The organism is Klebsiella aerogenes KCTC 2190, assembly GCF_000215745.1.
Classification (GTDB): Bacteria; Pseudomonadota; Gammaproteobacteria; order Enterobacterales; family Enterobacteriaceae; genus Klebsiella; species Klebsiella aerogenes.
Genome location: NC_015663.1, coordinates 1,366,583 through 1,387,206 on the forward strand (window position 1 = coordinate 1,366,583; position 20,624 = coordinate 1,387,206).

The window sequence follows — 20,624 nt, forward strand, 5'->3', positions numbered from 1 at the left end:
ACTCAGCCACATTTTTTACAACAAATTATTCCAAAAAATATTCCAAAACAAGGTAACTATATGTTTTTTTAACATTTATTATTTTTGCACTACACTCTCCTGTTAAGCTCGCAGTGCATTCTTGTTCGAGCCCCATCAATAGCAGTTGCTGAAATCGCTGCTGTGTTGCTGGACAGTTAGCTTGTCTGATATGCTTTGATTGCTCTTTAGCTTGTGGCTCAGTATTAAAGCCTTGTCGGGCGCTTCGCCAGACACCAACTTATTGAACGACATTGTGGTTGCGAAAGTCTCGCGACCCAAGTTCGTTAACTCACTTAGGTCGCGAGACTTTCGCTTCCTCTAGTAAAGAGCGCAACACAGCCCTTCATCTGAAGGGCTCTAACTCTAGAGTCGATAAAATGACAACTCTAAAACATCATTTACTCACCAGCCCCTTAGTTGCGGAACAGGCGTTCAGTTTGCTCTCTACCTCCTCGTCTAAAAAAGTGACGAAATTGGATGTGGAAAAATGGCTCACTGTCTCACTTGCAAAGGTGATGGTAAGTGGCCCCAAGATGTACAGAGTTTATACAATCCCCAAAAAAAATGGGGGCAAACGTACAATTGCTCATCCGTCAAGAGCTCTCAAGGTGATCCAAAGAGGATTAGTTGAATTCTTAAATGATAAATTACCTGTACATGATGCTGCGTATGCATATAGAAAAAATATTAGTATTAAAGATAATGCGCTTCAACATGTGACAAATCCATATTTTTTAAGAATGGATCTCGCTGACTTCTTTAATAGTATTGATGTTAATCTATTTGAGGAGCGGATTGAGAAACATAAAATCCAACTAAGCGCAGCAGACAAAGCATTAATCCGTCGTTCTGCGTTTTGGAGTCCCAAGAAGACAAATACAGGAACCCTTATTCTCAGCATAGGTGCACCTTCATCGCCATTAATATCAAATTTCATTATGTTTTCATTCGATGAAACGATTAGTTCAATCTGTGCGCCTCTGAAGATCACATATACGAGATATGCCGATGATTTATTTTTTTCTACTAAGAATAAAAATATACTTTTTAAAATCCCAAGCCTAATCCAATATGTTTTAAGTACTGAGTTTGGTAAAAAATTAACGATTAATGAAGTTAAAACCAGTTTTTCATCTAAAGCACATAACAGGCATATTGCAGGAGTTACCATTACTAATAATGACACTCTATCTTTAGGTCGAGAGAAAAAAAGGATAATATCGTCAATGATCCATAAATACTCCCTAGGAAAATCTGACGATATTGAACTGGCTAAACTACAGGGGCTCTTATCCTTTTCGAAACATATAGAGCCTTTATTTATCGAAAGAATGATGAAAAAATACTCAGTTAACTTGGTAGATAAAATAATCTCTGGTCAATGGAGGAAATAATGGAAGGTAAAAATAAAAAGGCAACCAGAACTGTAACTGAAAAAATTGAAGGTGCAGAAAAAGGACATCTGGGGGATATGTTTGAAGTTGCAGGATGGATGGAGTCAGGGCGTTATTCTCTAAATACAGATAAAGCTAAAGCCCAAGAATATTACGATCATATAAATGAAAACCTTCAAACAAAACGACCTTTTTTTTCTAGCTTAGAGTTAGTAAATTATAAAGGTATTAGAAAAACGGTAAAAAAAATCACCCTTGACCCATACTTGAATATTTTTGTAGGCGTGAATGGCAGCGGGAAAACGACAATAATTGAATCTATAGTAAAAGCATCTACTTGGCTGGTTAATGGTATTAAAAATAGAGCAAATGGTAAAGGAATCCATCCTGCTGAAATAAATAATTCTCAAGATGCAAAAGATTGTGCAATTACAGCAACATTAACTCTTGATGAGAAATCAACATTCACACTCATCTTGTATAAAAATAAAAACAGTACAAATAAGAACAGAAGCTCATTGAGTGAGTTTAAAAATTTAGCCGAAATGTATTATTCACTCAACAGTAAATATAAAGGTGAATCCTGTCTCCCTCTCTTTTGCCACTATTCAGTTAGTAGAGCTTTAGAAATAAAAACAGATGATGAACAAAAAAATGGTGAAATTACTGCATTTAATAACTTAGATGGGTACAGCTTTTCATTTGAAGAATCTAGGAATTTCAAGAATTTAATTAAGTGGATGTTGTTTTGTGGCTCTCAAAACAATGATGAAGTTGATGATATCAAAAACAAACTATCTTCTCTTGAAGTTAAATATAATACAACATATGAAATCTACAACTTTTTAGCAGATGAGACTAAAGAAGAATCCTCTATTGGATTAAAACTTAAAAATGAATTAGATGAACTTCGCATGAAAATTGCAGAATTCCAGTTAAATCTAAATAATGTCGATGGCAATATCGTTAGTGTTGTTAAAAAAGCAATATATAAATTTATGAGCATCGACAATATAAGAATGAAAGTTGATAAAGATAACGTATCAATCTTACTTGACAAAAAAGGTATAACTATTTCTGCAACTGACCTTTCTCAGGGTGAAAAAGCTTTATTTTCCTTAGTCAGTGATATTAGCCGTAGGCTTATTCTTCTAAATCCAGGAAAAGGGATTGATGCTTTAAAAGGTCATGGTGTTGTAATTATCGATGAAATTGATTTACACTTACACCCGAAATGGCAACAGGAAATCATTGGACAACTACAGGATACTTTTCCTAACATTCAATTTATTATAACAACTCATAGCCCTCAGGTATTATCAACCGCACCGAGCCATTGCATTAAAGTTATTCGTAATGATGAAAATGGAATACTAAATATTGTCGAACCTGAATTCTCTCTCGGTTCCGAGTCCGATATGATTCTTGAAGATATATTTCTTGTAAACTCTCGCCCGGAAAATATTGAGCAAGTAAAAATGCTTAACCGGTACAAAGATTTAATAGAACTCGATAAGTGGGATACGGATGAGGCTGAAGATTTAAAGAAGGAGCTCGATAAATGGGCGGGTAAACACGATCCAGTAATGAAAAAACTGCAAATGGATATTAGGCTTCGTGAGTTTAGAAGAGGGAAAAAATAATGAAAAAATAAAAAAAGGGGATGAGCCGAATTTATTATCTATATATAAAAGGGAAAATCCTAACAGTGATTGGAAGAATGGCTTCAGACAAAATGCTGGAGCAGAGGCAAATCAGTCAGTTCGAGATGCTCTAAAAAAAGAGCAATTTGGTTTATGCGTTTATTGTGAAATAGATCTTAAGGATTCTGGAGGAATTGGATTTGATGATTTCAGGGTAGAACATTTCTTTCCGGAAAATCCAAAGGCAGGCGAATCAAGAGGTGATGGTATAAATTATGCTTTGCACTGGCCAAACTTATTTGGATGTTGTACTGGAGGGAACGTACCACATGTAGTAGAGAGCGAGGAAAGGTATAGCAACCCACATACTCATTGTGATGTACCCAAAATGAATAATGATTGGACAGCAATTATCCTCGACCCCACTGTAGATATACCAGCATTTCCATCGCTTTTTGAGTTTAATGAGGAGGGAACTATTTCTGTATCTGATAGTTGCCCACAAGAAATTAAGGAAAAAGCAAATAAAACTATTGAATACTTAAAACTTAACACAAAGAAAATTGAAAGATTTAGAAGCGCCACAATCCAAAAAATAAGAGATGAATTACTTTCATTTCCAGAAGAAAATCTTCCTGCAGTTTTGAATGAGTTATCTGAAGCTTACCTTTGCCCGGATAATAACGGTAAGCTATCTCCTTTTTTTTCTACAATCAGATGGTATCTTGGTCCAGCTGCAGAGGATGTTTTACGACAATCAGAATATAATGATTAATATTAAAATATAACTTATACAGTTGATGACATTTAATCATCAGGATGATTGTTTTTTATCCATTATGTTAGCCGGTATATTACATTCATATCGATAATACTTTAAATTGCATGCTGCCCGTGTCGTGGCATGCCCATAAGGCTTGGGCTGCATTGTTGCTTAAGCATGCAACTTCAAGTTTATTGGGTATAACAGCATTACTTATGCTAGCTCTTAAAAAATCAACGTTTTCCTCGCATGTATCCTGAGTAATTTAAATATTACACTGCAACATAAACATATAAATTAGCATCATTTCATTTGTTTATATATCCAACAGAACAGCATCATTATAATATAAATCCTCATAATCCCAAGACAAATAATAATTTAACTTTGCACACTGTTCACAGTAAAACCTCACCTTTAAGTACTCATTTTTCAAAATTTTTCTATATCGAAGATATAACGTTCTTTCTGACAGAGTAATATCAAGCCTCTCTAATTCACGACACGCCTTTTCACTTACACTTCCTTTATTATCACTTTCACAATAAATAGGTTGGTTAACATTTTCTTTTTTTATTAGACTCATAAGAAAAATTCCCAAAGTTCCTGGCCACCTGGCAAACGTTCCCTTAAATAATCTTTTATGCCTAAAAAGGCGGTTAACGTTTATTAATAGATAGTTTGCTGACTTTCGGTGGTCCATATGTAATGCTTGGAACCAAAATAAATCAGTAGTATTAGAGAATAGTACATCGATAAGATATTTATAATTATCAGCCATATCACGACATACAATCGATGAGGTTCCTTTAGGAGGAGCCTTTATTATTAACTCATCAGAACCCCCAGGTCCAGCAATATATTTCACATTAGATCTCAAAATCTCAAACTCCATCAAAAGTCCAACTCTTATAAAAGCACATTTACTTTCTTCTCGAGAAGTTTTGGCGTTGTATTTTGCAGCGTAAAGAATACCCAAATCATTTAAATAATTAAAAAATAAAATTGAATCTAGCGGATGAATAATACTGACCGTTTTAGATGCAAGTCTAAATCTTATCGCTGGTGAAGTATTTGCTATTTCCTCTTTAGCTAGTAAATATTCTAAAGAATTAAGAAAAACCGCTTTATTAACTCCATTTTTCTCAGCTAAATTAGAGAGAGTAGAAATGGATATTTCAGTCCTTTTGTTTATTAACTTCTCCAATTCTTCATAAGACATATTATCGACATTGCCAAAAACCTTAAACGTATCAATTTCATCATTACTTAAGGCAACCTCGATACCACATAGAAGATAGTGATTTAAAATATCACGCTCGATAAGTGATGAACAGATCCTATTTGTGACCTCTTCCACTAACGAAAAAATAACTAAACAAGCTTTAGTTTGTTCATTACTTAAAAATAGTGAAGTATAGACATTCTTGAAATGTATAAAATCCATTATATCTATTACAGCATTTTGAACCTGTGTCACCTTTGGCATTAATAAGCTCCAGTGTCTAAAAAAGTATTTCTAATTTGCCAATTTTACACACTAAAAGAATCTAATACCATCTTCTTCGTAGCAAAAAACCGGTACTTAAAAGACTAATTCAACGAAGAGACTATAAAATGGAAAAGTCAGAAAAAACAGAAAACAACAATAAAAACAAACAGATAAATGAAATTTATAAGTATGCTCGGTGCTTTCGCCGTCGCCAACCTTTTAGATTAAATTATTTTCCTGAGCATCTGTCTCTAGATGCTCTCTCTCAAGCCGCGATGGAGGGGGCTGCAAGCTTGATCCCGGGAAAAATACATACTGATACCATTTCGCATGATTACGATAATATTGATTTCTTAATCGATATGAAGTACATCGTAAGCAATTCAGGTCTGACAAATAAGTTCTTCTACGCTCAAATAAAAAAAGGCCTATTTCCATCACCAATTAAGCTAGGGCGCTCTTCCCGGTGGAAACTGAGTGAGTATGAACAATGGATTGAGCAAAGAGCAAATAATAGAGGCCAATAGCAATTTAGAAAGATAATTGACTAGGTAATTTGTATGTTGATAATTAAATTTAACATTATATTTATATCAGTTAATTATCTATTGGTTAATAATTAACTATAACACAACAATACTAATATCTAAACTGCATTACCATTTAATGGTATAAAGGATAATATCATGGCCATCTGTGTCCGTAAAAACTGCACTACGTCTGTTTGGGGTAATAATAAAGAGAGATCTAAACGTCTCTGTAAACGACATTATGCCGCATATGTCCAAAACCGGATAGCTAAAGAAGCTAAAGCATTATCAGTTTGTTATTATTGTGGCCTGTCCCTCGCAAAGATGAGAAACAAAAAATACTGTTGCAAAGCACACCGCCAGCTGGGTTCCAGAAAAATTTTAGGGAAGATCATAACGGATATTATTGGATTTTCTTACTGGGGGCATATTCAACATCATATTAAGCGAAGCCCAATAGAACTGGCTTCAATTAATGGAGTGCATGACATTACTGGTTTATACCAACTGTACCAATGTAAAACGAAGCATCAAAGGAGCTATGTTTTAGCACTCGAACAATGGGGAGTATCGAAGGAGAAATTAAAAATTAAACCTATACCACTTCTAAGGTTAGAAATTTGCCATTTCTATCCGGTGAATAGTGGTGGTGAAAATACACCTGATAATGTGATCATTGCCCCATTACGTATCAATCGCATGTTAAAAGATACAATTCCGTATCAAGGTAGGCTTTTTCCCGGATTGAAAGTGTTAAGAAAAAAAATGCCACTGAATGGAAGCCTTTACGATGGTCTAGTTGCACGATTTGGAAAAAAGGTTGTAGACGAAGAGCTTTCATCAATTGGCAAACTAAAGCACTTCCATGGTAATTACGCCAAACAGCCGGAGTTTGGGGGAATGCATCATGAATTTCCCCTACTAATGCTGTTAATTTCGGAATTATTACGCTTAGGGCACCATGACATTGTTAAATTTCTTCAAGCTATTCGGCGGGACTATGAGAGTCTTCTTCCAGTATATGTTGAATTAGTGGCTATTATCATGTTTTATGCGATTTTAACTGGTGATCGTGACCGTTTCCTAATGCGTTTCATGAGAATTCAGCGTTGGTTCGACGACACGGCTTTATCCACAAGGCATCCATTTCGGGCATGGGGCAGGGACAACTACGAAAGATGCATGTACCTACTCCTAAGGCGATATCTACGGCTGTTTTTTGGCTCAGCTATTGAGAGTCCCCGAGAAATTGTCGATCTCTACAATAGTTTTTTCTCACTTCAGGTTGTTGACGTCGGGGAGCTAGGCGAAATCGTAAGCTTTTCCTATTTCAAAGGAAGACAGAGCAAAGTGAATACCTTTTTTATCATTCCAGAGTATGTGCTTGACACACTGCCTAGGTCAGGGGACGTTTTCGGGATTGGTTCAACACTTAGCTGAACGGGTAATACAACACCACAAATAAATAGCGCCAAAACTGTCGTTTTTGGCGCTCACTTTTCCACACTTTATCGCTAAAATACAGTAAGTTAACTTAATATCACTATCCCAATAAATTTCACACCCTCATTACTCCTTTGAAGAACCGAAAGACTTTCAGGTAATACATTCAAAGGAGCGCCTTATGTCCAAACACTCTAATTCACATGATGCGGTAAACGCATTCCAAGCCTGTCTTAGCTTCCTACCCTCTTCTTCAACCGAACGCATCCTGAAGCAGTTAAAGCAATCTATCGACTACGAGCCTGTAATTGGAATTATGGGTAAAACAGGTGCAGGTAAAAGCAGCCTTTGCAACGCACTATTCCAGGAGCAAACTTGTCTGACTAGCGAGCTTATGGCGTGTACCCGAGAACCACAACGCTTGGTCCTCACTGTGGGCGAACGCAGCATAACCCTGGTCGATCTTCCTGGCGTTGGTGAGACTCCTGAGTTCGATGCTGAGTATATGGCGCTCTATCATCGTTTGTTTGTTGAACTGGACCTAGTTATTTGGGTATTACGGGCTGATGATCGCGCCCGGGCAATAGATATTACAACACACCGATTGCTACTTTCTAATGGCGCAGATCCATCACGTTTCTTATTTGTGATAACTCAGGCTGAATGTATTCCTCCGTTACCAACTAACTCTGAATGCCAGGATCGGCCTTCTCCAACACAGTGCCTTTCGTTGGCCACCATCAGCGCCCAAATTGCGGGTCAGTTTCCATCTTCTTATCCGGTAATAGCAGTTTCTGCTCATACTGGCTACAACTTGACGGTCCTTGTAGAGCTTATGGTGCATGCATTACCGATACAGGCTAGCAGCGCCTTTTATCGGCAATTGAAACCAGAGCACCTGACTAAAGAGAGCAACGATGCTGTACGCCAGCGGTTTGGTGAGATGGCAGGAAATGCATTTGATACGGTGATAAACCCGGACTCTTTCCCGTCAGGCTGGACCAGCTTTTTGAGAAAACTGCGCCAAAAATTAGTGCAGCTTGCCACCGTGTTATGGGACAGATTTTTTGGCTAACACCACATCCGTCAGGTTGTGTCGCTATGATGAATGTTTATCAGACAAAACCTTTCTTAACAAGGCGTTATCGTGCCGCACTATTTTTCAGATTTCATTATTTTACCTATCTTTGCCGACATAACGTGTCCGGCCTGTGCTGCATAATAACTGCATGAAATAGAACCATATTTGTTGCCCTGAGAGGCCATATGTCCGTCAACGAGCAAGACTCACGTTACGACCGACTGGCGATCAGATTATCGGTCATTATTAGCCGCCTGCTTGCGGGAGAAACACTCTCACTCAAATCTCTGGTGGATGAATTTGGTGTCTCTGAACGCACTCTACAACGTGACTTCAATCAGAGGCTAATCCATCTGGATATTCTGGATGAAAATGGACGATACCGTTTGAATGATTGCCAACCACCCGATCATTCATCGGGCGCATTCTCGTTTATACGTACTACAGGTATTGCTCGGATAATCCCAGTGCAAGACAGGCAACTAATGAACCTGCTAATGAACGAGTCCGGGACTTCACCCTGCCTGATCTGGCATGCCCCCCTGAAATCCCATGTCGCATTACCCGAGTTCTTCTCCCGTCTTGTGCAGGCTATCAGCCAGAAACGACAAATCACTGTGTTGGTTGAAGGGCAGCGTCATGAAGCATTGGAGCCTTATCGTCTTATTCACTATGTGGAGGAATGGTATCTGGTGGTGTGTCAGTCGGGAAAAATCCGTGTGTTTGCTCTGACCAGTATTGGTGCTGTCACGCTTGATGAGGTGCGCTTTAAGCGTCGCGAAGATATTTCATACCTAACTGCTGGTGAAGGTTTTATTGCGGCACTACCGCATTTTCCTCTTATCAGTGATGTTATTGACACATTTCGCTATTAGTCCCAGCTATCAGGAAGACCTGATTTAGCCTGTATATCTTATCCGTTATGGAGAACCTTTAATGAAAATGATCATACCTCTTAAAACTACGATACTGACAGTGATGTTAGGTGCCTCAACTTTTAATGCTTCCGCAGCATGGCAAGTAAGTGGGACTTTTTGTCAGTCTTACACTGATGATGGACGAGTACTTGTTCGCGTAAGACCCGCAACAATAGGTTTGATTGAGCAGCAACCGCAATGCAACGGACGAGGCTCTACCGAATTGGCTGGCAGTAACTTTAGTGTCAATGGTTCGTCTTATCCCTCCAGCGTGATGTGTAACGCCCAATCGAACTATCAGGCAGTGCAAACCACCACGGCGACAAAAGATATCCAAAACATAATCAGCATGCTGCAAGATAACCAATCGGTCAGCATCAATACCTTCGGTTCACGTTCTGAAGTTAATACTGCTGATTTTGCACAAGCTTGTTCATCCATCATTAACCAGAAAGTGGCCGACTTCGATCCCCAGAAAACCTATCAACAGGACATGGCAAAGATGGGCTATAAACAGGATGAAAACGGCCAATGGCATAAACAATCAAAACAGGCATATTCACGCGAAGCAGATCCTGAAATAGCCGCCAACTATGATCCCAAAGCGGGGGTTGCTGAAAATTCAGGAAAAGGAGGGTTCTATGGAGACGGAGCCAATAAAAATCTTTATGGTCCGGGTAGCCAGGCACAAAAGGATGCTGAAGCTGCAAACGAAGCACGCCGCCTTGCAGCACAAAATCATATGTCAAAAAGCGCTACTGGAATTACAGAACCAGAGATGCAGGCAGCATTAGCGGCAGCGAAAAAGGCTTATGCTGCTAATTACGATCAAGAAACCCTCGCATCAGCTGACTTTGGATCATACAAACAAGCACCTTCTGTACCAGATCCGGCAGATAAAACACAAAAATTGCGTGTCGTGGAGTATGAGGTCTTTAATCCAGGCTACAAAACTTATGACAAAGTGCGTGTCACCCTAAACGCATCAGGTGCAGTGACTGGCACACAGGTTCAGTACGAAGGTCAGTAATACACCATTCAACTGCTAGCAATCATTTCATCCAGGCCATGCATCCCTAGGGAAGTATGGCCTTTTCACTTTTATGCCCGAAGGAATTAATTATGACCCGATTAGCCAGCCGCTTTGGTGCGGTCAATTTAGTGCGCCGTGATCGCCCGTTAACCCACGATGAACTGGCACATTACGTTCCGAGTGTCTTCAGTGAAGAAAAGCATGAATCCCGCAGTGAGCGTTACACATACATCCCTACTATTACCCTCCTCGATAACCTTCAACGCGAGGGTTTTCAACCGTTCTTTGCCTGCCAGACCCGAGTGCGAGATCTGAGTAAACGAGAGCACACCAAACATATGCTGCGCCTGCGTCGCGAAGGGCAAATTACCGGCAAACAGGTGCCAGAAATTATTCTGCTTAATAGCCACGACGGTTCAAGCTCATACCAGATGCTACCAGGTTTATTTAGATCGGTTTGCCAAAATGGACTTATTTGCGGTGAAAGTTTTGGGGAAGTGCGTGTGCCGCATAAAGGCAACGTAGTGGAGAAAGTCATTGAAGGGGCTTACGAAATACTGGGCATTTTTGACCGAGTAGAAGAGAAGCGCGATGCCATGCAGTCACTTATGTTACCGCCACCTGCTCAGCACGCCATTGCGAAAGCGGCATTAACCTATCGTTTTGGTGAAGAGCATCAACCAGTCACGGAATCACAGATACTTTCCCCGCGCCGATGGCAGGATGAAAGTAACGATCTTTGGACTACCTACCAACGCATTCAGGAAAACCTGATTAAAGGTGGGCTATCGGGACGAACCATCAAAGGTAAACGCGCTCATACACGCGCAGTGAAAGGTATCGACGGTGATGTGAAGCTCAATCGAGCACTGTGGGTTATGGCTGAGAATATGCTGCAATTTGCTTCATGAACTCTATCACAAGGCTCTTTTGCCCCTACGACTAAACTGGTAGGGCTTTTTGCTTTAAGGAACAATTATGTCTGCGCCCAATTTATTCCCGGAATTTCCTGTAAACGAGCAACGTGTTATACAACGCGCACTGCGATTGCTGGAGAAGTATCAGCGTCAACCCAGTGAATCATTTACTAGCACCAGCGTTACTAAAGCCTGGCTTCAACTCAGGATGGCACACCTTGAGCGTGAAGCTTTCATCGTGATGTATCTCGACAATCAGCACTGTTTGCTGGAACGCGAAACACTGTTTACCGGCACACTGAGCCATACCGAGGTACATCCCCGCGAAGTGGTGAAATCGGCACTGAAGCATAATGCTGCTGCGGTAATTCTGGCGCACAACCATCCTTCTGGTACGACAGAAATCAGCCAGCAAGATAAACACATTACTCAGCGGATCGTGAAAGCGCTGGCGCTGGTGGAAGTACGCGTGCTGGATCATCTCGTAGTCGGGAATGAGACAATTTCATTTGCTGAGCTGGGATTACTTTAAAAGGAGGTTCTCATGTCATTAATACCAGCCCATGAATGGGGACTACAAAGAGAAATTGTTCCACGGTTTGGTGCCAGATTAGTTCAGGAAGGCAACCGGCTGCATTATCTGGCTGACAGGGCTAGTTTGATGGGCAATTTCAGCGATACGGAATGTTTCAAATTGAATGACGCATTTCCACACTTTATCAGCCAGATGGAATCGATGCTGACCACTGGTGAACTGATCCCCTGTCACCAACACTGTGTCACTCTCTACCACAACGGTTTTACCTGCGAAGCTGACACCCTTGGCAGTTGCGGCTACGTGTACATCGCTGTTTACCCTACTCAACGCTAACTAATTTCTTGAGATCAAACATGAATACTCAACCTGCAACAACTCCGCAGGCGGCGAAGCCATGTCTGTCGCCCCTGGCTGTCTGGAAAATGTTACTGACAATCCTGCTAGACCAGCACTATGGTCTCACGCTAAACGACACGCCGTTCAGTGATGAAACTGTTATTCAGAAACACATTGAGGCAGGTATTACCTTGGCTGATGCCATAAATTTTCTGGTTGAACGCTATGAACTAGTTCGTATTGACCAAAAAGGCTTCTCTGTGCAAGATCAAGAACCTTGGTTAACTTCTATGGATGTCCACCGAGCACGATTTAAACTCAACGTGGAACGTTTATAATTTAACCAGTTAACTGACAAGGAAAAACATGTGGGGGCATAATTGGGGGCACACTTAAAAATCGCATAGAAAAATAATCAATAAATTCAAAGTGATTACTTATCAAATGCGACTCCTGTGATCTCCGCCAAAGTTTCTCATCCTCTATCGGCCATTCGGCATGTATCCAATATCTTACAGTTAGCCTATCCTATTGAATTCTTTTTTTATTCTAACTTTATATCTTATAAAAATATGGATTCTAAAATGAGTTTAATGCTATCGATCACAATGGTGATAGTGACTTTAATCAGCCCTGTTGTTGCCGTTCAAGTTCAGAAATTTATTAAAAGATATACTGATAGAAAGACGCTCAAAATAGATATTTTTAAACAATTGATGGCCACCAGGTCGCAGAACGCAAGGCTATCAAATGAACATGTCAGAGCACTTAATATGATCGATATTGCTTTTTATGGTCGGGTAAGGAAAGGACAAGCTAAAAGAAGCAAAGCAGAAAGTCAGGTAATATCAGCATGGAAGCTGTATTTCTCACATCTAAATACAACATATCCAAACAACGATAACGCCAGCGGCCTTATCTGGAATCAAAACAGCAATAATTTATTTGTAGATCTTCTTTCAGCCATTGCCAAAGATATTGGTTATGATTTTGAGCGCGTTCAGTTGCAAACCGCTATCTACTCGCCGATTGCACACGGTGAAATTGAAAATGATCAATTAAAAATAAGAAAGGGCCTGGCATCAATATTCTCTGATGATGGCGCTATAAAAATGGAGATCGTTGGTATTCCTAGTCGAACAGAAAGTTAAATCGATCGTTAAAGCTTACTTATCAGCAGTCTCAATGCCCAGCCTCTCCAGCTCCTTTCTTCCCAGGGTCTTGAGCCAGTTTCCCAAACTCATCCCTGCGTCTGCTGCTGCAGCCTCAAACTGCGCTTTTAGCTCCGGCGTTATCCGTATCTGGAAAGTGGGAGCTTTGCCGCATTTTGACTGATTGGTATCACGTTTGGCTGTTGACATGTACGTACCTAAAAGAGCAATGTATAACCATACAGGTACGTACCTAACCAGATTCCGTCCTGATCTTAAATCGCCCTCATCAGATACTCGCAATACCTGATGAGAGCTAACCTCACCAACTATCAAGGAGTTGATTATGGCTGATTTGCATTCTACCCCAGATATCACCGTTAGCGGAACCGAGCGTCAGCTGCTGGTTGGCTATCGGCCCAATGGCCGGGATACCAGTACACCAAGTCTTACCCTTTCCGGCAAGTGGCTGCGTGAAGCGGGATTCGATACCGGGAAGGCGGTCACGGTTAAGGTGATGGATGGCTGTATTGTGTTGCTGCCGCTCAGCGATAAAGAAGAGAAATTAACAGCCGAATTACGGCATATTCAACAATCGCTGAAAAGCGTCAACGGCACGCTGCAACATACCTGATAGCGCGAGCAAGAAAAATCCCCGGGTGGCGGCTAGCGCCTTACCCGGGCTACCAGACGGCGCAGAACCGTAGCCCTGCTGAGCGCAGCGCGAGCAGGGAAATTCCTCGGATTACGGCTGCCTTAACACCCGTAAACGCGCCAGATTAATCGTTCGTCTAATGAAATTTATGCCCCGCTTCTGACATACTCTACCGTTGTGAACAGGTTGACCCGGAGACCATATGGCAAAAGAAAATATAACGTCTTCCCCAGCAGGGGAATTCATTATGTTTGCCAGCGAGGACGGGGAAGTGCGCGTTGAATGCCGCTTTGAGCAAGAAACACTATGGCTCCCTCAAGCAACTATCGCCAGCCTTTATCAAGTCACCCCACAAGCAGTTACACAGCATATTAAAGCGATCTATGAGGAAGGTGAGCTTGAACAAAACGCAACCTGTAAGTCTTACTTACAAGTTCAACAGGAAGGTAGCCGTCAGGTAAGCCGAAACCGGCTTCACTACAGCCTGCCTGTCATACTCGCTGTTGGCTATCGCGTTCGCTCCTCTCGCGGCACGCAGTTCCGCCAGTGGGCGACCCAGACGCTCCAGGAATACCTGATCAAAGGTTTTGTGATGGACGATGAGCGGCTGAAGAATCCGCCTGTGGGTTCATCGGCAGTGCCCGACTATTTCGATGAGATGCTGGAGCGTATCCGCGATATTCGCGCCAGCGAACGCCGCGTTTATTTGCGGGTGCGAGAGATTTTTGCATTAGCGGCTGACTATCAACCATCGCTAAAAGAAACCACGCAGTTTTTTCAAACTATCCAGAACAAGTTACATTTTGCCTGTACCAGGCATACCGCCGCTGAACTCATTCATCAACGTGCTGACGCCAGTCAGCCGCATATGGGGCTGAGCAGCTATAGAGGCGAAGAGGTGAATAAGGGCGACGTGACGGTGGCAAAAAATTATCTCACTCAGGATGAAGTCAGCGAGCTTAACCGCGTAGTTAACATGTGGCTGGATTTTGCCGAGGATCAGGCCCGTCGTCGTCAGCAGGTCTTTTTACGCGACTGGCAGGATAAGCTGGATCAGTTCCTGCAATTTAACGACCGTGAGGTTTTGCAAGGCGCAGGTAAAGTCAGTAAGAAAATGGCCGATGAAAAAGCGCAGGCGGAATATAGTCAGTTTGCTGAACAACAGCGGCGCTTAAAGGAAGCCGAAGGTGAAAAGGATATCGCCGGTTTGCTACAGTGGAAAACAGAGCCTAAAAAGTAGCTCAGGATGCCTGATAGCGCGAGCAAGTCCCCGAGTGGCGGCTGACACCTTACCCGGGCTACGCCCGGCATGTGATCTGTAGGCCCGCGCAAGCGTAGCGCCGCCGGGCAATAACCGCGAGTAAAGAGCCGCTTTTGCACCGGGTGGCGGCTAGCGCCTTATCCGGCCTACGGTCTGATAGCTCGAGCAAGCCCCCGGGTGGCGGCTAGCGCCTTACCCGGGCTACCAGACGGCGCAGAACCGTAGCCCTGCTGAGCGCAGCGCGAGCAGGGAAAATTCCCGCCTCAGAAGTAATAGCCAATATTGACGTTAGTGCGGAAGTACCATTTGCCGCTGCCCTCGGACTGGGTGCTGGTCCAGCCGGTGGCGTTCAGCGCGCCGCCCCACGGATTAACGTTCTTCGCCCAGCTGAGATCGACCCAGAACATTACCGGCAGCGCAAAGACCTGTACGCCAAGGGTGTTCATCTGCGAATCGCTCCAGCCGCTTTTATCTTTCCACAGCACGCTGTAGTCGTTGTAAAAACGCAGCTTCGATACGCCGCCCCACTTCACGTCGACATCGCGGGCGACGTTCAGCGACGCGGTCGTCGCTTTCGCCGGGATCAGGTAGGCCGGCGTCAGGCCGTTGCCGCCCATCAGAATCGTATCGTCGCTGACGCCCGCCGGGTTCTTTGGATCGTATTGGTAGCGAATCAGCTGCGAGGTCAGCTGCCACGGCCCGTTATGCAACATGCCGTGCACGCCTGCCGCCCAGAAGGTGCCGTCGTCATCGGTCTCGCGGTTGTGCAACCGCGCCAGCGCCAGTGAGCCGCCCAGCTCGTTATTCCAGCCGCCGCCGTGAAAATCCCGCGCTATTCGCACGTTCACCTGGTCGCGCTTTTCATTATGCTGCTGATGCTGAGTCGGATAGATAGTGTTTTTCAGCCGATCGTAATCGCCAACGTCCGGCGCATAGCGCAAATTCTCCGGTTCCATCCACGGGAAATAGGCCACATCCAGCGACCAGTTATTATCATGATATTGATAGTTCACGCCGCTACCGGCGCTCACGCCAAAGCCTAAATAAAACGGAATACCGTAGGACCAGCCAAATTGCGGATAAGGTTCAAGGCCAAATGGTTTGCCGGGGATCCCCAGTTGGATATTATTATTATTGTCGAAGCGATACCCTACGTAAGCGCGGTCGATGGCGTATTTACGGTGATCCTGAAACCAGAACCCGGCATCAAAGAAATAATTATCATAGAAGCCACTGCTGTCGATACGGAAGGTATCAAAACGCAGATGCGGCGGGTTGCGATAATTACTGCCTTTCCAGTCTTCATAGCGATAGTTTGCCCGCAGCGCGCCGCCGAAATCCAGCCCGGCAAGATTATCCGCGCTGCGCCAGCCGATATGCGGGAACGGCTTGCCGTCGTCCGCCAGCGCCAGCCCACTGGTCGCGGCAGCCAGCAGCAGCGAAAGGAGTATTTTACGCATAGCACATCCCTCACTTTATTTTTATAAGTGATAAAAGACCGTCGATTAATATCGACTTATTATTTTGTCTCAGTGGTGAAACTCTTAATTAAATAGCACGATGGTTTTATTTTTGTTCCAAATATGAAACTCTGTTTATTATTTGATAGAAGAAAAATCGCACGCAGGATGTCGGGAGTCAAGGTATAAACCTTGAGCCATAACGCAATATTATTATTCTGCCGGAGTGATATTAATATTTGCGACATGGTGGAGGAAACTTTCTCAAATATGAAACGCTATGCTTGTGATAATTTATATTGTTGAACCATCATGGTCCTGGTGCCTGACCATCACACTGTTTATCTATAGTGGCAGGCGGGCGCAGGATGGGTAGTGTCGCATTCGCCGATTTTCACTTTTTTTATATAACTGTTATCGCCGCCGGGCCGTTTTTCCCGACGCTAGACCGGTCTATCCTCGACACATTCGCACCATGAATCCTTTTTGTAGACCGGAGAACCTATGAAAGCCATTGCCATTACCCAGGCCGCCGCTGACGGCAACAACATCCCCTTTTTACGCGATATCGATCTGCCGGATCCGCAGGCGCAAGGGCACGATCTGCTGGTTGAGGTCAAAGCCATTTCAGTGAACCCGGTCGACACCAAAGTGCGCGCCGGGTTTAATGCCGATACCCCGCGAGTGCTGGGCTGGGATGCGGTTGGCGTGGTGAAAGCCGTTGGCGATGCTGTGACGCTGTTCACGCCGGGCGATGAAGTGTGGTACGCCGGCGCGCTGGGCCGCCCCGGCAGCAACAGCGAACTGCAGCTGGTTGATGAACGCATCGTGGCGCTGAAGCCGCGCTCGCTGGAGAATGCCGCCGCCGCCGCGCTGCCTCTGACCGCTATCACCGCCTGGGAATTGCTGTTCCACCGCCTTGGCGTGCAGGAAGGCGGTAACGCCGGCGATACGCTGCTGATTGTCGGCGCGGCGGGCGGCGTTGGCTCTATCCTCACCCAGTTGGCCAGCAAACTCACCAACATGACGGTGATTGGTACCGCATCGCGCCCGGAAAGCCAGAAGTGGGTACGCGAGGCCGGGGCGCATCACGTCATTGACCACAGCAAGCCGCTCGGTGAAGAACTGGCGAAAATCGGCATTCATGCCGTGACCCACGTCGCCAGCCTGACCAATACCGATCAGCATTTTAACGAACTGATCGCCGCGCTCGCCCCGCAGGGTAAGCTGGCGCTAATTGATGACCCGGAGAGCCTGGACGTGGTGCCGCTGAAAGCGAAAAGCATTTCGCTGCACTGGGAATTTATGTTCACCCGCTCAATGTTTGAGACGGATGATATGATCGCCCAACATCAGCTACTGACCCGCGTCGCCGCGTTGATTGACGATAACACGCTGCGCACTACCCTTGGCGAACACTACGGCACTATCAACGCCGCCAATCTGCAAAAAGCCCACGTTAAGCTGGAAACCGGGCGCTCGGTCGGCAAAATCGTGCTGGAGGGTTTCTAAATGCGCGACGACACCATTGCGCTTATCGCGGTTCTGAAGGCGAAAGCCGGGCAAACCGAGGCCCTGCGCGACGCGCTGCAGGCGCTGCTGCTGCCAACCCGCGAGGAGCCGGGCAATCTCGACTACGCGCTGTTTCAGCTGCGCGACGCGCCGGATACCTTCTACATGCGTGAGTCCTGGCGCGACCAGCAGGCGCTGGATGAGCATATCGCCCAGCCCTACTTCCAGGCCTTTATCGGCCAGATGGAGAGCCTGCTCGCCGAGCCGCTGCGGCTGGATTATCTGACACCCATCGCGCCTTGATATCACGAGCGTCTCACCCCGGTGAGGCGCCTTCTTTAACCCTTTGAGCTGCGCTTTTCTCATCCTGCCCTAACCAGGCTACGCTTACCCTTGCCGCGCAAAAAACACTCACCCCCTTCCGCTTGATTTATCACGCTATTGCACAAGAGGTAATGCTATGCAGATCAACGCTATAGGTACGTACTCCGCCAGCCAGCCGCTCGAATCGATGTCTATCACCCGCCGCGAACCCGGCCCACAAGATGTGCAGATCGCTATTGCATACTGCGGCGTCTGCCATTCCGATCTCCATCAGGCGCGAGCGGAATGGGCCGGGACGCTGTATCCCTGCGTGCCGGGCCATGAAATCGTTGGCCGGGTGACGGCGGTCGGCGATGCCGTCTCAGGTTACGCCGTCGGCGATCTGGTGGGCGTCGGCTGTATGGTGGATAGCTGTAAACAGTGCGAGGAGTGCGCTGAAGGGCTGGAGAACTACTGTGACCATATGGTGCTGACCTATAACGGGCCGACCCAGGACGCGCCAGGGCATACGCTGGGCGGTTATTCACAGCAGATCGTGGTCAATGAACGCTACGTACTGCGGATAAACCATCCCGAAGCGCAGCTTGCCGCCGTCGCGCCGCTGTTGTGCGCCGGGATCACGACCTATTCGCCGCTGCGCCACTGGCACGCCGGGCCGGGCAAAAAAGTCGGCGTCGTCGGCATCGGCGGCCTGGGACATATGGGGATCAAGTTGGCCCACGCCATGGGGGCCCACGTTGTGGCCTTTACTACCTCGGAATCCAAGCGCGACGCGGCCAGAGCGTTGGGCGCGGATGAGGTTGTGGTGTCGCGCAACGAAGACGAAATGGCGGCCCACGTCAAAAGCTTCGATTTCATCCTCAACACCGTGGCGGCGCCGCACAATCTCGATGCCTTCACCACGCTGCTGAAACGCGATGGCACTATGACCCTGGTTGGCGCCCCGGCCACGCCGCATCCGTCGCCGGAAGTGTTCAATCTGATCTTCCGCCGCCGCTCGATTGCCGGCTCAATGATCGGCGGTATCCCGGAAACCCAGGAGATGCTCGACTTCTGCGCCGAACACGGCATCGTCGCCGATATCGAGCTGATTCGCGCCGATCAGATCAACGAAGCCTGGGAAAGAATGGTCAAGGGCGACGTGAAATATCGCTTCGTGATCGACAGTTCGACTCTCGCCGGCTAAACGCCGCGGCGGAAAGTCCGCCGCCACTCCGTCGGGCTAACGCCAAAACGCGCTTTAAACTGCTGGCGCCAGGTCACGGCGGAAAGATAGCCCACTGCTTCCGCCACCTGCTCGACCGGCAAATCCCCCGCTTCGAGCAGGCTCTGGCTGCGGCGCAGACGTTCAGCGGTCAACCAGTCGGCAATGCTCATCCCGGTCGCCCTGGCGAAGTGGCGGGTCAGGGTACGGCGGCTCATCGCCACCACCTCGGCCAGCGAATCAAGATTATGCGGCTCGGCAATATGCTGTTGCAGATAATCCAGCAGGCAGTTAATCCGCGCGTCGCGGGTGTTGCGCGGCACCGGCTGGGCAATAAACTGCGCCTGGCCGCCCTCGCGGTGCGGCGGCACGATCATCCGCCGGGCGATCTGGTTGGCGGCGAGGCTGCCAAAACGCTGGCGAATGATATACAGGCAGCAATCGAGCGCCGCAGCGGTCCCCGCCGAGGTAATCACCTTCTGGTCATCGACGTACAGGGCGTTGATATCGAGCCGCACCTGCGGAAACAGGCGCTGGAAATCCTGCTCGAACTCCCAGTGGGTCGCCGCCCGCTTACCGTCGAGCAGCCCGGCGTAGCCAAGGACAAACGCGCCGAGGCACAGGCCGACGATTTCCGCGCCGTTATCGCGCGCTCGAACCAAACTCGCGATCAACGCCTGCGGCGGGCGCTGGTTGACCTCGCCCCAGTAAGGCACCACCACGATATCCGCCTGTTCCATCGCGGTAAAATCACCGCTGGCGTATAGCGCGAAGCCGTCGCGGGCGCTGAGTAATCCCGGCTGTTCGGCGCAAATCTGCAGATTAAAACGTTTGGTTTCCGAGACCGTATCGCCAAACAGCATACAGGGGACGGAATAATGAAACGGGCTAAAGCCCTCTACGGCGACAATCGCCACGTCGGTTAATGTCATCATCCCTTCCCCTTGAG

At 45.8% G+C, this 20,624-nt stretch carries 22 protein-coding genes; 18 read left to right on the plus strand and 4 right to left on the minus strand.

Annotated elements, in window-relative coordinates:
• The first annotated feature begins 398 nt into the window (after positions 1 to 398).
• Genes EAE_RS06645 through ptuB form a run of 3 tightly spaced genes read left to right on the plus strand, consistent with a single transcriptional unit; the run spans position 399 to position 3,833 of the window.
• On the plus strand, positions 399 to 1,415 hold the full coding sequence (locus EAE_RS06645) for a retron St85 family RNA-directed DNA polymerase (RefSeq protein ID WP_015703829.1): 1,017 nt from the start codon (positions 399 to 401) through the stop codon (positions 1,413 to 1,415).
• Positions 1,415 to 3,058 carry a retron Ec78 anti-phage system effector ATPase PtuA gene (gene ptuA, locus EAE_RS06650; protein WP_015703830.1) on the plus strand — a complete coding sequence of 548 codons (1,644 nt, stop codon included), beginning with the start codon at positions 1,415 to 1,417 and terminating at the stop codon, positions 3,056 to 3,058. Before EAE_RS06645 ends, ptuA begins: the two co-directional genes overlap by 1 nt.
• Positions 3,033 to 3,833: a retron Ec78 anti-phage system effector HNH endonuclease PtuB gene (gene ptuB, locus EAE_RS06655; RefSeq protein ID WP_164926740.1), complete on the plus strand. Its 801-nt coding sequence runs from the start codon at positions 3,033 to 3,035 to the stop codon at positions 3,831 to 3,833. Before ptuA ends, ptuB begins: the two co-directional genes overlap by 26 nt.
• Before the next feature lie 304 nt (positions 3,834 to 4,137).
• Here the strand turns inward: ptuB and EAE_RS06660 are convergent, their stop codons facing one another.
• Complete coding sequence (locus EAE_RS06660) at positions 4,138 to 5,310, minus strand: hypothetical protein (protein ID WP_015703833.1); 1,173 nt, start codon at positions 5,308 to 5,310, stop codon at positions 4,138 to 4,140.
• A gap of 365 nt (positions 5,311 to 5,675) precedes the next feature.
• Here EAE_RS06660 and EAE_RS06665 point away from each other — a divergent pair, with 365 nt between their 5' ends.
• From EAE_RS06665 to EAE_RS06710, 10 genes are all read left to right on the plus strand, one after another.
• Positions 5,676 to 5,840 carry a helix-turn-helix transcriptional regulator gene (locus EAE_RS06665; RefSeq protein ID WP_161969156.1) on the plus strand — a complete coding sequence of 55 codons (165 nt, stop codon included), beginning with the start codon at positions 5,676 to 5,678 and terminating at the stop codon, positions 5,838 to 5,840.
• 159 nt (positions 5,841 to 5,999) lie between these two features.
• The gene (locus EAE_RS06670; protein WP_015703835.1) at positions 6,000 to 7,283 is read left to right on the plus strand and encodes a hypothetical protein; all 1,284 of its coding nucleotides are present in this window, start codon (positions 6,000 to 6,002) and stop codon (positions 7,281 to 7,283) included.
• Between the two features lie 184 nt (positions 7,284 to 7,467).
• Positions 7,468 to 8,361, plus strand: coding sequence for a GTPase family protein (locus EAE_RS06675; protein ID WP_015703836.1), 894 nt, complete (start codon positions 7,468 to 7,470; stop codon positions 8,359 to 8,361).
• A 191-nt stretch (positions 8,362 to 8,552) separates the two neighbouring features.
• Positions 8,553 to 9,242 carry a helix-turn-helix transcriptional regulator gene (locus EAE_RS06680; protein WP_015703837.1) on the plus strand — a complete coding sequence of 230 codons (690 nt, stop codon included), beginning with the start codon at positions 8,553 to 8,555 and terminating at the stop codon, positions 9,240 to 9,242.
• Positions 9,243 to 9,303: 61 nt separating this feature from the next.
• Complete coding sequence (locus tag EAE_RS06685; RefSeq protein ID WP_015703838.1) at positions 9,304 to 10,314, plus strand: hypothetical protein; 1,011 nt, start codon at positions 9,304 to 9,306, stop codon at positions 10,312 to 10,314.
• Between the two features lie 92 nt (positions 10,315 to 10,406).
• Positions 10,407 to 11,228, plus strand: coding sequence for a DUF932 domain-containing protein (locus tag EAE_RS06690; protein WP_015703839.1), 822 nt, complete (start codon positions 10,407 to 10,409; stop codon positions 11,226 to 11,228).
• Between the two features lie 67 nt (positions 11,229 to 11,295).
• On the plus strand, positions 11,296 to 11,766 hold the full coding sequence (gene radC, locus EAE_RS06695; RefSeq protein WP_015703840.1) for a RadC family protein: 471 nt from the start codon (positions 11,296 to 11,298) through the stop codon (positions 11,764 to 11,766).
• A 12-nt stretch (positions 11,767 to 11,778) separates the two neighbouring features.
• Positions 11,779 to 12,105, plus strand: a complete 327-nt coding sequence (locus EAE_RS06700) for a type IV toxin-antitoxin system YeeU family antitoxin (protein ID WP_015703841.1) — start codon at positions 11,779 to 11,781, stop codon at positions 12,103 to 12,105.
• A 20-nt stretch (positions 12,106 to 12,125) separates the two neighbouring features.
• Positions 12,126 to 12,446, plus strand: coding sequence for a TA system toxin CbtA family protein (locus EAE_RS06705; RefSeq protein ID WP_015703842.1), 321 nt, complete (start codon positions 12,126 to 12,128; stop codon positions 12,444 to 12,446).
• A 246-nt stretch (positions 12,447 to 12,692) separates the two neighbouring features.
• Positions 12,693 to 13,259, plus strand: a complete 567-nt coding sequence (locus EAE_RS06710; RefSeq protein ID WP_015703843.1) for a DUF6680 family protein — start codon at positions 12,693 to 12,695, stop codon at positions 13,257 to 13,259.
• 15 nt (positions 13,260 to 13,274) lie between these two features.
• Here the strand turns inward: EAE_RS06710 and EAE_RS06715 are convergent, their stop codons facing one another.
• Positions 13,275 to 13,469: a toxin-antitoxin system HicB family antitoxin gene (locus EAE_RS06715; protein ID WP_015703844.1), complete on the minus strand. Its 195-nt coding sequence runs from the start codon at positions 13,467 to 13,469 to the stop codon at positions 13,275 to 13,277.
• A 136-nt stretch (positions 13,470 to 13,605) separates the two neighbouring features.
• On the opposite strand from EAE_RS06715, the gene EAE_RS06720 reads away from it, so the two are divergent.
• On the plus strand, positions 13,606 to 13,893 hold the full coding sequence (locus tag EAE_RS06720) for a SymE family type I addiction module toxin (RefSeq protein WP_015703845.1): 288 nt from the start codon (positions 13,606 to 13,608) through the stop codon (positions 13,891 to 13,893).
• 223 nt (positions 13,894 to 14,116) lie between these two features.
• Positions 14,117 to 15,154: a virulence RhuM family protein gene (locus EAE_RS06725; RefSeq protein WP_015703846.1), complete on the plus strand. Its 1,038-nt coding sequence runs from the start codon at positions 14,117 to 14,119 to the stop codon at positions 15,152 to 15,154.
• A gap of 284 nt (positions 15,155 to 15,438) precedes the next feature.
• Here the strand turns inward: EAE_RS06725 and EAE_RS06730 are convergent, their stop codons facing one another.
• The gene (locus EAE_RS06730) at positions 15,439 to 16,635 is read right to left on the minus strand and encodes a porin family protein (protein WP_015703847.1); all 1,197 of its coding nucleotides are present in this window, start codon (positions 16,633 to 16,635) and stop codon (positions 15,439 to 15,441) included.
• A gap of 504 nt (positions 16,636 to 17,139) precedes the next feature.
• Here EAE_RS06730 and EAE_RS06735 point away from each other — a divergent pair.
• From EAE_RS06735 to EAE_RS06745, 3 genes are all read left to right on the plus strand, one after another.
• On the plus strand, positions 17,140 to 18,147 hold the full coding sequence (locus EAE_RS06735; RefSeq protein ID WP_015703848.1) for a zinc-binding alcohol dehydrogenase family protein: 1,008 nt from the start codon (positions 17,140 to 17,142) through the stop codon (positions 18,145 to 18,147).
• Positions 18,148 to 18,450 (plus strand): putative quinol monooxygenase, encoded by a 303-nt coding sequence (locus EAE_RS06740; RefSeq protein ID WP_015369108.1) that lies wholly within the window; start codon positions 18,148 to 18,150, stop codon positions 18,448 to 18,450.
• A 157-nt stretch (positions 18,451 to 18,607) separates the two neighbouring features.
• Complete coding sequence (locus tag EAE_RS06745) at positions 18,608 to 19,657, plus strand: NAD(P)-dependent alcohol dehydrogenase (RefSeq protein ID WP_015703849.1); 1,050 nt, start codon at positions 18,608 to 18,610, stop codon at positions 19,655 to 19,657.
• On the opposite strand, the gene EAE_RS06750 is transcribed toward EAE_RS06745, so the two are convergent.
• A complete protein-coding gene (locus tag EAE_RS06750; protein ID WP_015703850.1) occupies positions 19,654 to 20,607 on the minus strand; it encodes a GlxA family transcriptional regulator in 954 nt (317 codons plus the stop codon). The genes EAE_RS06745 and EAE_RS06750 overlap by 4 nt on opposite strands.
• Positions 20,608 to 20,624: the final 17 nt, after the last annotated feature.